The organism is Micromonospora sp. NPDC005298 (genome assembly GCF_040607375.1).
Lineage (GTDB): Bacteria > Actinomycetota > Actinomycetes > Mycobacteriales > Micromonosporaceae > Micromonospora.
Map to the genome: position 1 here is coordinate 95,588 of NZ_JBEXGP010000012.1, position 13,040 is coordinate 108,627.

Here is a 13,040-nt window from a genome sequence, read left to right on the forward strand (position 1 = left end):
GCTAGTCGACCGGTCGACCGACCAGCACTGTCGGTGCGCCGGCGATCCGGGTGAGCACCAGACTCGCCGCCTGGTCGCCGGCCAGCCGCAGGTCCCGCCGTAGCTGCTCGGGGGTGAGCGCGGAACCCCGCTTGAGGATCTCCACCCGGCCCACCCGGCGGTCCCGCAGCAGTGCGCGCAGTCGCTTGAGCGAGAACGGCAGCACGTCGGTGATCTCCAGGCAGCGCGCGTACGGGGTGCGGGTCGGCTGGTCGGCGTAGAGGTAGGCGATGCTCGGGTCGCCGAGGGTGGCGTCCAGCTCACCGGCCAGTTCGGCGACGAGGTGCGCGCGGACCACCGCCGGGTCCGGGTCGTACAGGTAGCGGCGCGGCGGCCCGACCGGCGCCTCGCTGGCGCCCGAGCCGGTGAGCTGGTGGCGGCGGGTACCGCCGTCCTCCCGGCGGTACAGGGTGGCGCGACGGGGCACCTCGGCCAGGTCGCCGCACCAGAGGGCGGCCTCGACCAGGTCGCCGTCCACGCCGACCCACTCGGCCTCCGCGCCGGCCGGGATGAGCGCGTGGTCCAGGCCCGGCGCCACCTTCACCACGGTGCGTGGCACCCGCTCGGCCAGTCCGGTGACGAAGTCCCACGGTGGCGAGTAGGCGCGCGGGTCGAAGATCCGTCGACCGGTGCCTGTGGTGCGCCGGGCCGGGTCGCAGAACACGCCGTCGACCCGGGAGACGTCGAACGAGGTGGCGTCACCGCACTCGACCGTGAACAGGTCCGCCAGCCCGGCAGCCTCGGCGTTGGCGGCGGCCATCGCGGCGGTCACCGGGTCGGCTTCCACCCCGTACACCCGGATGCCGGCGCGGGCGGCGGCCAGCGCGTCCGCGCCGAGACCGCAGCCGAGGTCGGCCAGGGTGCGGACGCCGCCCGCGGCGAGCCGGGCGGCCCGGCGGTCGGCGACCACCCGGCGGGTGGCCTGCTCCAGTCCGGCGCGGGTGAGGAACATCCCGGCGGCGACCGGCCCGAACTTGCCGACCGCCCGGTGGCGCAGCTCGGCCTGGGTGAGCGCCGCCGAGGCCAGCGCCGGAGGCACCCCGGCCGCGCGCAGCGCCGACGCCGCGGTCAGCGGGTCGCCGCCGGCCAGTCCGGCCGCCGCCGTGAGCGCGGCCGACCCCTCGGGGGTACGCAGCGCCGCCAGCTGGTCGAGATCCACCCCGACATTCTCCCGGTCGACGCGGAAATCCGGCCTGCCGGGGCGCGACTCGCTGGCACTCTCCTTGACGGAGTGCTAGCCACGGAATAACCTGCGATTAGCACTCTCACCCTGAGGGTGCCAGCTTCCGGGTCTCGCGACCCGGGCGCGCACGCCAGGCGGACCGGCACCCGCGACGACGGCCCCGCCCGGTGGCATGAGGCAGATTGACGCTGGTCAGCCCCGCTGGTCAGCAACGAAACCAGTACCCCAGGAGGGTATGCCCGTGACTACCGCGACCAAGGTTGCGATCAAGCCGCTCGAGGACCGCATCGTGGTCCAGGCGAACGAGGCTGAGACCACCACGGCGTCGGGCATCGTGATCCCCGACACCGCCAAGGAGAAGCCGCAGGAGGGCACCGTCCTCGCTGTGGGCCCGGGGCGCGTCGACGACAACGGCAACCGGGTTCCGGTTGACGTGCAGGTCGGCGACACCGTCCTCTACTCGAAGTACGGCGGCACCGAGGTCAAGTACGCCGGCGAGGAGTACCTGGTGCTCTCCGCCCGCGACGTCCTCGCGGTCATCGAGAAGTAAGCAACCGATCAGTGTCGTCGCCCCGGTCCGGCTCGCCGGGCCGGGGCGACGTCGCTTCGAAGGGACATACATGGCGAAGATCCTCAGCTTCTCGGACGACGCCCGGCACCTGCTGGAGCATGGTGTCAACGCCCTTGCTGACGCGGTCAAGGTCACCCTCGGCCCGCGCGGGCGCAACGTCGTCCTGGACAAGAAGTTCGGTGCGCCGACGATCACCAACGATGGTGTGACCATCGCCAAGGAGATCGAGCTCACCAATCCCTACGAGAACCTCGGCGCGCAGCTGGTCAAGGAGGTGGCGACCAAGACCAACGACGTCGCCGGCGACGGGACCACCACCGCGACCGTGCTGGCGCAGGCGATGGTCCGTGAGGGCCTGCGCAACGTCACCGCCGGGACCAACCCGGCCGGCATCAAGCGGGGCATCGACGCGGCTGCCGCCAAGGTCTCCGAGGCGCTGCTCGGCCGGGCCGTCGAGGTCGCCGACAAGAAGTCGATCGCGAACGTGGCGACGATCTCCGCGCAGGACGCCACGATCGGCGAGCTGATCGCCGAGGCGATGGAGCGGGTCGGACGCGACGGTGTCATCACCGTCGAGGAGGGCTCGATGCTCACCACCGAGCTGGAGGTGACCGAGGGTCTCCAGTTCGACAAGGGCTTCATCTCGCCGAACTTCGTCACCGACCTGGAGGGTCAGGAGTCCGTCCTCGAGGACGCGTACATCCTGGTCACCACCCAGAAGATCTCGGCGATCGAGGAGCTGCTGCCGCTGCTGGAGAAGGTCCTGCAGAACAGCAAGCCGCTGCTGATCATCGCCGAGGACGTGGAGGGCCAGGCGCTCTCGACCCTCGTGGTCAACTCGCTGCGCAAGACGCTCAAGGTCTGCGCGGTGAAGGCGCCCGGCTTCGGCGACCGGCGCAAGGCGATGCTCCAGGACATCGCCATCTCCACGGGCGCCGAGTTGGTCGCCCCGGAGCTGGGCTACAAGATCGACCAGGTCGGCCTGGAGGTGCTCGGCACCGCCCGGCGCGTCGTGGTCGACAAGGAGAACACCACGATCGTCGACGGTGGCGGCCAGAAGGCCGACGTCGAGGACCGGGTCTCCCAGATCCGCAAGGAGATCGAGGCCTCCGACTCCGACTGGGACCGGGAGAAGCTGGCCGAGCGGCTGGCGAAGCTCTCCGGCGGCATCGCCGTGATCAAGGTGGGTGCGGCGACCGAGGTCGAGATGAAGGAGCGCAAGCACCGCATCGAGGACGCCATCGCGGCGACCAAGGCCGCGGTCGAGGAGGGCACCGTGCCCGGCGGCGGCGCCGCCCTGGTGCAGATCCTCCCGGTGCTCGACGACGACCTGGGTTTCACCGGTGACGAGAAGGTCGGCGTCTCGGTCGTGCGCAAGTCGCTCGTCGAGCCGCTGCGCTGGATCGCGCAGAACGCCGGTCACGACGGCTACGTCGTGACCCAGAAGGTCACCGACATGAAGTGGGGTCACGGCCTCGACGCCGCCACCGGCGAGTACGGCGACCTGGTCAAGGCCGGCATCATCGACCCGGTGAAGGTGACCCGCAACGCGGTCACCAACGCCGCCTCGATCGCCGGTCTGCTGCTCACCACGGAGAGCCTCGTGGTCGAGAAGCCGGAGCAGGCCGAGCCGGCCGCCGCCGGCGGGCACGGCCACGGGCACAGCCACCAGCACGGCCCGGGCTTCTGACCCGGTAGCACACCCGTTCCGGGGCACACCGTCGTACGGCGGTGTGCCCCGGTTCGTCGTGCGAGGTCATTACCGAGCGCTGACGTGGTTGGCGACGCGGCGGAATGATCGCGCACACTGGGCCGATGAGCACCACGTCACGGCGGTACGCCGCGCTCGCCGGAGTGACCGCTGCCGCCGTCGCGATCGGAACCGCCGAGCCGGTCGCGGTGCTGACCGGTCCCCGGTCCGCGCCACTGGTCGCGGTCGGCGGGGTGGTCGTCGACGCCGTTCCCGAGTCGGTGAAGCAGTTCGCCATCGACCTCTTCGGCACCGCCGACAAGATCGCCCTGCTGGTCGGTACGGCGGTGCTGCTCGGCGCGTTCGCCGCGCTGTTCGGGATGCTGGCGGTACGCCGCTTGGCGTTCGGGCTGGCCGGGATCGCGGCGTTCGCCGCCGTCGGGGTGGCCGCCGCGTTGACCCGTCCCGGGGCGGACGTCCTCGACGCGCTGCCGTCGCTGGTCGGCGGTGGCCTCGGTGCCCTGGTGCTCTGGCTGTTCGTCGCCGGCCCCCTGGAGCTGAACCCCTGGCCCTGGTCCCCGCCGGCGCCGACCACCCCGCCGGCGCCCGTGTCACCGGCCGGCCCGACGACGTCGGACGAGCTGCCGGTGCCGGTCACCCCCGCCGCTCCGCCGGAGTCGGACGCGCCCGGGAAGGAGGTCGACCCGGAGTCGCGTCGACGGTTCCTCACCAGCGCCGGCGTGCTGCTCGGCACGGCCACGGTGGCCGGTCTCGGCGGTCGTTGGCTGGCCGGTCGACGGGGCGTGTCCGCCGCCCGGGACGCGATCCGGCTGCCCCCTCCGGTCGCCCCCGCACCGGCCGTGCCGGCCGGGGCGGACCTGTCGCTGACCCAGCTCGCGCCGTACGTCACCCCGAACTTCGGGTTCTACCGGATCGACACCGCGCTGGTGGTGCCCCAGGTGGACCCGGACACCTGGCGGCTGCGGATCCACGGCCGGGTCCGTACCGAACGCACCTACAGCTACGCCGATCTGCTGGCCCGGCCGCTGGTCGAGCGGTACATCACGCTGGCCTGCGTCTCCAACGAGGTGGGCGGGGACCTGATCGGCAACGCCCGCTGGCTCGGCGTACCCCTGCGGGAACTGCTTGACGAGGTCGAGCCGGAGGAGGGCGCCGACCAGGTCGTCGGCCGGTCCGTCGACGGCTGGACCTGCGGCACCCCCACGGCCGCGCTGCGCGACGGGCGGGACGCCCTGCTGGCGATCGGCATGAACGGTGAGCCGCTGCCGGTCGAGCACGGCTTCCCGGTGCGGGTGGTGGTGCCCGGCCTCTACGGCTACGTGTCGGCCTGCAAATGGGTGAGCGAGCTGGAGCTGACCCGGTTCGCGGACTTCGACGCGTACTGGGTGCCGCGGGGCTGGTCCGTCGAGGGGCCGATCAAGACCCAGTCCCGGATCGACGCGCCCCGGGGGCGCAACCGGCTGACCGCCGGCCCGGTGACCGTGGCCGGGGTGGCGTGGGCGCAGCAGCGGGGCATCAGTCGGGTCGAGGTACGCGTCGACGGCGGGCCCTGGCAGGAGGCCGACCTGGCTCCGACGGTGTCGGTGGACACCTGGGTGCAGTGGTCGTGGCGCTGGGACGCCACGCCGGGTGAGCACCGTCTCCAGGTCCGGGCGACCGACGCGACAGGTGAGACGCAGACCGAGCGTCGGCAGGACGTCGTCCCGGACGGCGCCACCGGCTGGCACACGGTCACGGTCACCGTGCGCTGAGCACGAAACCGCGCCTCCCTTCTTCGGGAGGCGCGGTTCGCGGGTTGTTCGAGAGGGTGTGCCGGTCAGGCGACGTTGCGCTGGGCCGGGACGGTGGACTTGTGCGGGCGGCCCAGTCGGGCCTCCAGCCGGGCGACGTCCACCCGGGCGTGCCGGCGGTCGGCGAGGTCCTCCCAGCCGACGGCGAGCAGCCGCAGCCGTTCGGACTCGCTGAAGCCACCCCACACGCCGTACGGCTCGCGCACCGACAGCGCGTGCGCGGCGCACTCGGCCCGGACGGGGCAGGCGCGGCAGACGGCCTTGGCGGAGGATTCGCGACGGAGCCGGGAGGAGCCCCGCTCGCCGTCGGGGTGGAAGAACTGGGCGCTGTCGCGCCCTCGACAGGCACCGAGCCGCTGCCAGTCCCAGAGATCGACGATGGGTCCGGGCAGTCTACGTACGTTCGACATCAGCACCCCTCCTCCCGCGCGGCACCGCGAGATCTTGTGGCCGGCTTCCGGGCGGCGGGCCGCGCAGGCGCACCGTTCCCGGCCTGGATCTCCGGTACCCGGGTCGCCGACGACTCACACGTGTGTGATCGAGAACGCCCCGAAAATTGCGGCTTTTGCCCTATCTGTCGGAAAAGTTCGAAGGATTGCCCGGAACCCCCTCCCCAGGCGACCCCGTCATGGTCTGCTCGTGGGCGGAGAGGAGACCACAGTGCGTACCGTTCTTGTGTGCGTTCGGACACCACTCGCGGCCCAGCATCTGACTTCTGCTGCCGCGCGACTGGGGTTGTCCGCGATCGTTCGTACCGCCGTCTCCGATCCCGAGGTGATGCTGCGGCTCGCCGAGCGACCGGCCGACGTCGTGCTTGCCGACACGGCCCTCACCCGGCCGGACAGCGCGGGCTTCGTCCGCCGGGTGCTGGCCCGCGCGCCGCAGGCCGCGGTGGTGCTGCTCGGCACCGAGGAGTCGGAGGCCGCGGCGGCCACCATCAGCGCCGGCGCCCGGGGCCTGATCCAGAACGCCGACCACGACCTGACCAGCGCGGTGGCCAAGGCCCTGCTGCTGCTCACCGCCCCCGGACGGGCGAACCGGCAACGGATCACCGACCCGGCCCGGGACACCGCGGCCGTCGGCGGCTCCGGCCGTTCGACGCCGTCGCTGCGCGGATCCGGCGAGCCCGGCCGACCCGCCACCGGCGACGGCCCGGCGGGTCTGCCGTCGGTGCCCGTGCAGCGGGGCGACGACGAGGTCGAGCCGGCGGGCGGTGAGACGCCTGACGAGCAGGCCCGCCCCGCCCCGAGCGCCCGCCCCGCACGATCATCGATCGGGCTCACCGAGCGGGAGCTTCAGGTGCTGCTGGGAATGGCCGAGGGCAAGAGCAACGCCGAGATCGGCCGGGAGCTGTTCGTGTCGGAGGACACGGTCAAGACCCACGCCCGCAGGCTGTTTCGCAAGCTCGGCGCCCGAGACCGCGCGCACGCGGTGGCCGCCGGGTTCCGCGCCGGCCTGGTCGCCTGACCCGGATCCGCACGCCGGACCCCTGGCGCGCGGGCAGGAGGCGGGCTCAGTCGGTCGCGGTGGCGGTGCCCGGCTCGTCCTCGGTGCCCTCGGTCAGGGTGTCGTGCACCCCGTCGGCGTACCCGCGGGCGTAGTCCCAGGTCACGTAGTGGTCCGGGTCCGGGTCGTACGCGGGCTCGTGCACGCGGGGGCGCCCCGAGTTGAGCAGGTGCCGCAGGTTGCCCCGCAGCAGGTCCCAGTCGAAGTAGTGCGGCTCCCGGCAGTCTTCGCATTCGATCACCAGCCCGCGCACCCCGATCGGCGCCAGCAGGGCCTGGTAGATCTCCAGGTCGGCGAGGTCCTCCAACACGTCCTGCCGCTCGACGTCGGTCAGCGGATCCGGCGTCGCGTCGTCGCCGGGGTCGTCCAGCCCCGCTGTCGGGTCGGCCGGGTCACCGTTGAACGGGTCGATGGGCTCGTCGTGCACCCCCTCACCGTAGACCCAACGCGACGGGGACGTCCGCCCCCGGGCGCGCGACGGGCCGGCCCGCCACCGCAGGAGTCGCCCAGCTCACTGGGTACGATGGGACGACGTGCCGGCATCGTGGCCCGCTCCGGTGCCCGCCCGCGCCACCTCGCTGAAGCCCATCCGAGCAGCTCAGGGGAGCAATCGTGGAAAATTCGCCCAGCACCGATCTTCCGGCCGGCGCCGAGCGCGCCGACCTGGGCGGCCACCTGCCCGAGCTGCCGGCCGGTTCGGCCCGGGTCGTTCCGCTCGGGCTCACCTTCGACGACGTGCTGTTGCAGCCGGGCGAGTCGGACGTGGTGCCCAGCCGGGTCAACACCCGTACGAAGCTCACCCGCAGCATCGAGCTGACCATCCCGCTGCTGTCCAGCGCGATGGACACCGTCACCGAGGCGCGGATGGCGATCGCCATGGCCCGCCAGGGCGGCATCGGCGTGCTGCACCGCAACCTCTCGGTGGACGACCAGGCGCTCCAGGTCGACCTGGTGAAGCGGTCCGAGTCCGGCATGATCACCAACCCGGTGACGGCCAGCCCCGACGACACGCTGCGCGAGGTCGACGAGCTGTGCGGCAGGTACCGGATCTCCGGTGTGCCGGTGGTGGACGGCGACGGGCAGCTGGTCGGCATCGTCACCAACCGGGACATGCGGTTCGTCTCCGAGCCGGACACTCCGGTCCGCGAGATCATGACCCGGACCCCGCTGATCACCGCCCAGGTCGGGGTGAGCAAGGACGACGCGCTGGCGCTGCTGCGCCAGCACAAGGTCGAGAAGCTGCCGATCGTCGACGACTCGGGTCGGCTGCGCGGGCTGATCACCGTCAAGGACTTCACCAAGAGCGAGCAGTACCCGGAGGCCACCAAGGACGGGGCGGGCCGGCTCCGGGTGGCCGCCGCGATCGGCGTCGGCGAGGACTCGTACAAGCGGGCGCGCACCCTTGTCGACGCGGGCGTGGACGTGCTGATCGTGGACACCGCGCACGGCCACCAGCGGGCCGTGCTGGACATGGTCCGCCGGCTCAAGAAGGACGTGGGCATCGACATCGTCGGCGGCAACGTGGCCACGTACGCGGGCGCGAAGGCGCTCGTCGACGCTGGCGCCGACGGGGTCAAGGTGGGCGTCGGCCCGGGTGCGATCTGCACCACCCGCATCGTCGCCGGGGTCGGCGTCCCGCAGATCACCGCGATCATGGAGGCGGCCCGCGCCGCCCGTCCGGCCGGCGTGCCGGTGATCGGTGACGGCGGCATCCAGTATTCGGGCGACATCGCCAAGGCGCTCGTCGCCGGCGCCGACACGGTGATGCTCGGCAGCCTGCTGGCCGGCTGCGAGGAGAGCCCTGGCGAGCTGATCTTCGTCAACGGCAAGCAGTTCAAGGCGTACCGGGGGATGGGCTCGCTGGGCGCGATGCAGTCCCGGGGCCAGGCCAAGTCGTACTCGAAGGACCGCTACTTCCAGCAGGACGTGCTCAGCGACGACAAGCTGGTCCCCGAGGGCGTCGAGGGTCAGGTGCCCTACCGGGGGCCGCTCTCCCGGGTGGCCCACCAGCTGGTCGGCGGGCTGCGGCTGGCGATGGGGTACGCCGGTGCGGAGAACATCCCCGATCTGCACGACCGGGGCCAGCTCATCCGGATCACCGCGGCCGGCCTCAAGGAGAGCCACCCGCACGACATCCAGATGACCGTCGAGGCGCCCAATTACCACACCCGCTGACCCACCACCCCCAACCACCTGGAGTCCCCCATGCGTGACGTGGTCGAGATCGGGCTGGGCAAGACCGCGCAGCGCGGTTACCACCTGGACGACATCGCCATCGTGCCGAGCCGCCGGACCCGGGACGTCGACGACGTCTCCACCGCCTGGCAGCTCGACGCGTACCCCTTCGGCATCCCCTGTGTCGGGCACCCCTCGGACGCCACGATGAGCCCGTCGTCGGCGGTGCGGCTCGGCCAGCTCGGCGGCCTCGGCGTGCTCAACGTCGAGGGGCTGTGGACCCGCTACGAGAACCCGACGAAGGTGCTGGAGGAGCTGGCCGGCCTCGACGAGGACGCCCGCGCCACCAAGCGGCTCCAGGAGGTGTACGCGGAGCCGATCCGCCCCGACCTGATCGCGGAGCGGGTGCGTGAGCTGCGCGCCGGTGGCAGCACGGTGGCGGTGCGGGTCTCCCCGCAGCACACCCTCGCGTTGGCGCCGGTGATCCTGGACGCCGGGGTGGACATCCTGGTCATCCAGGGCACCATCGTGTCGGCCGAGCACGTGTCGACGACCGACGAGCCGCTGAACCTCAAGGAGTTCATCGCCGACCTGGACCTGCCGGTGATCGTGGGCGGCTGCACCGACTACAAGACGGCGCTGCACCTGATGCGTACCGGCGCGGCCGGTGTGATCGTGGGCATCGGCGGCGACGAGTGGTCGACGACCGAGTCGGTGCTGGGGATCCGGGTGCCGATGGCGACCGCGATCGCCGACGCGGCGGCTGCCCGTCGGGACTACCTCGACGAGACCGGCGGCCGGTACGTGCACCTGATCGCCGACGGTGACATCCAGACGTCCGGCGACATCGCCAAGGCGCTCGGCTGCGGCGCGGACGCGGTGATGCTCGGCGAGCCGCTGTCGCTCTGCGACGAGGCGCCCGCCGGTGGTGCCTGGTGGCATTCGGCGGCGAGCCACCCGTCGCTGCCCCGTGGGGCGTTCGAGACGGCCGGCGAGCCGCTCGGGTCGATGGAGGAGTTGCTCTTCGGCCCGGCCGACGAGGCCGACGGTCAGCTCAACCTGTTCGGTGGGCTGCGTCGGGCGATGGCCAAGTGCGGCTACCGGGACCTCAAGGAGTTCCAGAAGGTCGGCCTGGTCCTGGACCGCTGACCTGCCCCAGCAGACGCCGAGGAGGCCGGCCCCGCATGGCGGGGCCGGCCTTCTCCGCTACTTCTTGAGGTAGATGGTCAGGTCGGACATGTTGCGGTAGCTCAGCGCCGCGAAGTCAAGCGACTGCGCGCGGTTGGCGGTGCCGCCGGGGGCGGTGTCCATCTCCCAGTTGGCGTGGTGGAAGTCCCGCTCGCCGATGGTCTGGAAGAACTGCTGGAAGTTGATGTCGCCCTCGCCGAGCGGGGTCATCTGGTGGCCGTTGGGCACGCTGGTGTCCCGGTCGCCGTCCTTGGCGTGGAAGAGCGGGAACCGGGTGGTCCGGTCCGCCACGTTGAGGATCGGGTCGAACAGGTCGGTCTGTTCGCGGCCGGCCGGGTCGACGTACTTCTGGTGCTTGTAGCGCGCGACGTAACCCCAGTAGATGTCGAACTCGAAGAAGACGTACCGGGGGTCGGTCCGGCCGAAGAAGTACTCCAGCCGCCGGATGCCGGACGAGCGGGTGGGGCGGCCCTGCTCGTCGAGGGGCCCGGAGTCGAGCAGGAAGCTGTACGCGACGTCGTGGTTGTGCGTGTAGAGCCGCATGCCCCGGGCCCGGGCCTGCCGGCCCAGCTCGTTCCAGGTGTCGGCGGCGGCGTCCCAGTCGGCCTTGTACGCGCTGTTGGTCGGGTCGCTGCCGGTGCCGATGTTCTTCATGCCGAGTTCCTCGGCGATGTCGAGCTGCTGTTGGAAGGTGGCCGCCTGGATTGAGGCGTGGGTGCCGTTGGCGACCAGACCGTTGTCGTCGAGGATCTTGCGGATCTCGCGCGGGGTGATCTGCCGGCCCAGGATCTCGGTGCTCTGGGTGTAGCCGGCGAACTCGATCTCCTTGTAGCCGATCTCGGCGAGTCGGGCGAGGACGCGCTCGAAGCCGTACGGCACGCCGCTGTCGTCGGGCGCGGCGGTGATCCGGTCCCGGACGCTGTAGAGGATGATGCCGCGGTTCTTCGACGGGATCAGCGGCTCGACCCGCAGCCTGCTCCGGCCCTTGTCCTTGGGGTGGGCGAGCGCGGGGGTGCCGGTGGCGAGGACGGGCAGGCCGGCCGCGCCGAGTGCGGCGGCGGCGCCGGCGGAGGCGGCGAGCAGGGACCGGCGGCTGAGCCGGCCGGCGGGGGAGGCGTCGGGTGCGGTCTGGTCTGGCATCGTTCCACCTTTCGCGACGGTGGTTGCCGTCGATGACGATCAGCAGAGGTGCGACGAGGGTCCGGTCGCGGGGCGCCGCCGAGCGCCCGTACGCGTCCGATTGTTCCGAACGCGTTACATCTTGGAGTCAGACACTAACGACGGTCGAAGCCAAAAGAAAGGATCGATCAAGGCCAACTTTTGTTTGATTCGACGAAAGTAACTGATGATCGTCGATACGGGCCGCGCGCCGCTCGGCGCTGACTACGCTCGTCCTGACCGTGGTTCGTCGCTGGAGGAGTGTGCATGGTCCGCACCGGACGGACACCGAACGGCGGCCGCCTGGCCGCCATCGTCACCGCGTCGGCCTGCGCGCTCGCGCTGACCGCGTCCGGCTGCACCGGCGCCGACACCGACGGGTTCCGGCCCGGAGCAGCCGACGCCGGCGACCCGTACGTGCCCGGACGCGGCAACGGCGGCTACGACGTCACGCACTACGGTCTCGACGTCCGCTACGACCCGGCGAGCGACCGGCTCACCGGCCGCGCCGCCATCACGGCCACCGCCACCCAGAACCTGTCCCGGTTCAACCTGGACCTGCACGGCCTGACCGTCGACGCGGTCCGCGTCGGTGGCGCCCGGGCCGACCACCGCCGGGACGACGACGAACTGGTGGTGACCCCGCGCGACGGCCTGCCCCGGGGCCGGCCGTTCACGGTGACCGTCGACTACGCCGGAGTGCCCGACGCCGTCACCGACGGCGAACTCGGCAGCGGTGGCTTCCTGCACACCGCCGACGGCGGGGTAGCGCTCGGCCAACCCGACTCCGCCGCCACCTGGTTCCCCGTCAACGACCACCCGTCGGACAAGGCCAGCTACGACATCGCGGTGACCGTCCCGGACGGACTGTCGGCGCTGAGTAACGGAGTGCCAGGCCCGAGGAGCAGCGCCGACGGCTGGACCACCTGGCGCTGGGCCGAGCGCGCCCCGATGGCCAGTTACCTGAGCACCCTGGTGATCGGGAACTACCGGGTGACGACCGGCACCCACGACGGCCGGCCGATGGTCACCGCCGTCGCGGCGAGCCTGCCGACGACCGGCGGCGCGGCCCGCTCGGTGGCCCGCACCGGGGAGATCGTCGACTTTCTGGCCAGTCGCTTCGGCCCGTACCCCTTCGACTCGTACGGCGGGATCGTCGTCGCCGACGACCGGATCGGCTACGCCCTGGAGACCCAGTCCCGGCCGGTCTACGGGCCGGCCTTCTTCACCGACGACCGACCCGATCCGGGGGTCGTGGCGCACGAACTGGCCCACCAGTGGTTCGGCGACAGCGTGTCGCTGGCCCGCTGGGGTGACATCTGGCTGAACGAGGGCTTCGCCAGCTACGCGGAGTGGCTGTGGGAGGAGCACGACGGCGGGCGTACCGCGCAGCGCAACTTCGAACTCCAGTACGCCGCCACCGACTGGACGCAGCCGTCGGTCGAGCCGGGCCGCGAGCGCATGTTTGGCACCGCCGTCTACAAGCGGGGCGCACTCACCGTGCACGCGCTGCGGCGCACCGTCGGCGACGACGTGTTCTTCCGCATCCTGCGTACCTGGACCACCGAGCGGGCGGCCGGCAACGCCACCACGTCGGACTTCGTCGCGCTCGCCGAGCGGGTGTCGAACCGGCAGCTACGGCCGCTTCTCGACGCCTGGTTGGTGGGCGGCTCGGCGCCCACCCTGCCGTGACGGGGTCGTGATCGCCGGTCGCTAGGC

At 72.0% G+C, this 13,040-nt stretch carries 11 protein-coding genes; 7 read left to right on the forward strand and 4 right to left on the reverse strand.

Annotated elements, in window-relative coordinates; all coding sequences use genetic code 11:
* Position 1 precedes the first annotated feature (1 nt).
* Positions 2 to 1,198: a methyltransferase domain-containing protein gene (locus ABZS77_RS18580; protein ID WP_354824022.1), complete on the reverse strand. Its 1,197-nt coding sequence runs from the start codon at positions 1,196 to 1,198 to the stop codon at positions 2 to 4.
* Positions 1,199 to 1,457: 259 nt separating this feature from the next.
* Between ABZS77_RS18580 and groES the strand changes: the two genes are divergently transcribed.
* From groES to ABZS77_RS18595, 3 genes are all read left to right on the forward strand, one after another.
* Complete coding sequence (gene groES / locus ABZS77_RS18585; RefSeq protein ID WP_030330046.1) at positions 1,458 to 1,772, forward strand: co-chaperone GroES; 315 nt, start codon at positions 1,458 to 1,460, stop codon at positions 1,770 to 1,772.
* Between the two features lie 70 nt (positions 1,773 to 1,842).
* Complete coding sequence (gene groL, locus ABZS77_RS18590; RefSeq protein ID WP_354824024.1) at positions 1,843 to 3,483, forward strand: chaperonin GroEL; 1,641 nt, start codon at positions 1,843 to 1,845, stop codon at positions 3,481 to 3,483.
* Positions 3,484 to 3,608: 125 nt separating this feature from the next.
* Positions 3,609 to 5,255 carry a molybdopterin-dependent oxidoreductase gene (locus ABZS77_RS18595; protein ID WP_354824026.1) on the forward strand — a complete coding sequence of 549 codons (1,647 nt, stop codon included), beginning with the start codon at positions 3,609 to 3,611 and terminating at the stop codon, positions 5,253 to 5,255.
* A gap of 65 nt (positions 5,256 to 5,320) precedes the next feature.
* Here ABZS77_RS18595 and ABZS77_RS18600 read toward each other — a convergent pair whose 3' ends face one another.
* Positions 5,321 to 5,704, reverse strand: a complete 384-nt coding sequence (locus ABZS77_RS18600; protein WP_139583648.1) for a WhiB family transcriptional regulator — start codon at positions 5,702 to 5,704, stop codon at positions 5,321 to 5,323.
* Positions 5,705 to 5,954: 250 nt separating this feature from the next.
* On the opposite strand from ABZS77_RS18600, the gene ABZS77_RS18605 reads away from it, so the two are divergent.
* Complete coding sequence (locus ABZS77_RS18605) at positions 5,955 to 6,761, forward strand: response regulator transcription factor (RefSeq protein ID WP_354824028.1); 807 nt, start codon at positions 5,955 to 5,957, stop codon at positions 6,759 to 6,761.
* Between the two features lie 46 nt (positions 6,762 to 6,807).
* Here ABZS77_RS18605 and ABZS77_RS18610 read toward each other — a convergent pair whose 3' ends face one another.
* Positions 6,808 to 7,227, reverse strand: coding sequence for a DUF5319 domain-containing protein (locus ABZS77_RS18610; protein ID WP_354824030.1), 420 nt, complete (start codon positions 7,225 to 7,227; stop codon positions 6,808 to 6,810).
* A gap of 185 nt (positions 7,228 to 7,412) precedes the next feature.
* Here ABZS77_RS18610 and guaB point away from each other — a divergent pair, with 185 nt between their 5' ends.
* Both guaB and ABZS77_RS18620 read left to right on the forward strand, forming a co-directional pair.
* Entirely contained in the window at positions 7,413 to 8,975 is a 1,563-nt protein-coding gene (gene guaB, locus ABZS77_RS18615) for an IMP dehydrogenase (RefSeq protein ID WP_354824032.1), read from the forward strand.
* Between the two features lie 30 nt (positions 8,976 to 9,005).
* Entirely contained in the window at positions 9,006 to 10,124 is a 1,119-nt protein-coding gene (locus tag ABZS77_RS18620) for a GuaB3 family IMP dehydrogenase-related protein (protein WP_354824034.1), read from the forward strand.
* 57 nt (positions 10,125 to 10,181) lie between these two features.
* On the opposite strand, the gene ABZS77_RS18625 is transcribed toward ABZS77_RS18620, so the two are convergent.
* The gene (locus ABZS77_RS18625; RefSeq protein WP_354824036.1) at positions 10,182 to 11,303 is read right to left on the reverse strand and encodes a sugar phosphate isomerase/epimerase; all 1,122 of its coding nucleotides are present in this window, start codon (positions 11,301 to 11,303) and stop codon (positions 10,182 to 10,184) included.
* A gap of 285 nt (positions 11,304 to 11,588) precedes the next feature.
* Here ABZS77_RS18625 and ABZS77_RS18630 point away from each other — a divergent pair, with 285 nt between their 5' ends.
* Positions 11,589 to 13,013 carry a M1 family metallopeptidase gene (locus ABZS77_RS18630; RefSeq protein WP_354824038.1) on the forward strand — a complete coding sequence of 475 codons (1,425 nt, stop codon included), beginning with the start codon at positions 11,589 to 11,591 and terminating at the stop codon, positions 13,011 to 13,013.
* The last annotated feature ends 27 nt before the right edge of the window (positions 13,014 to 13,040 follow it).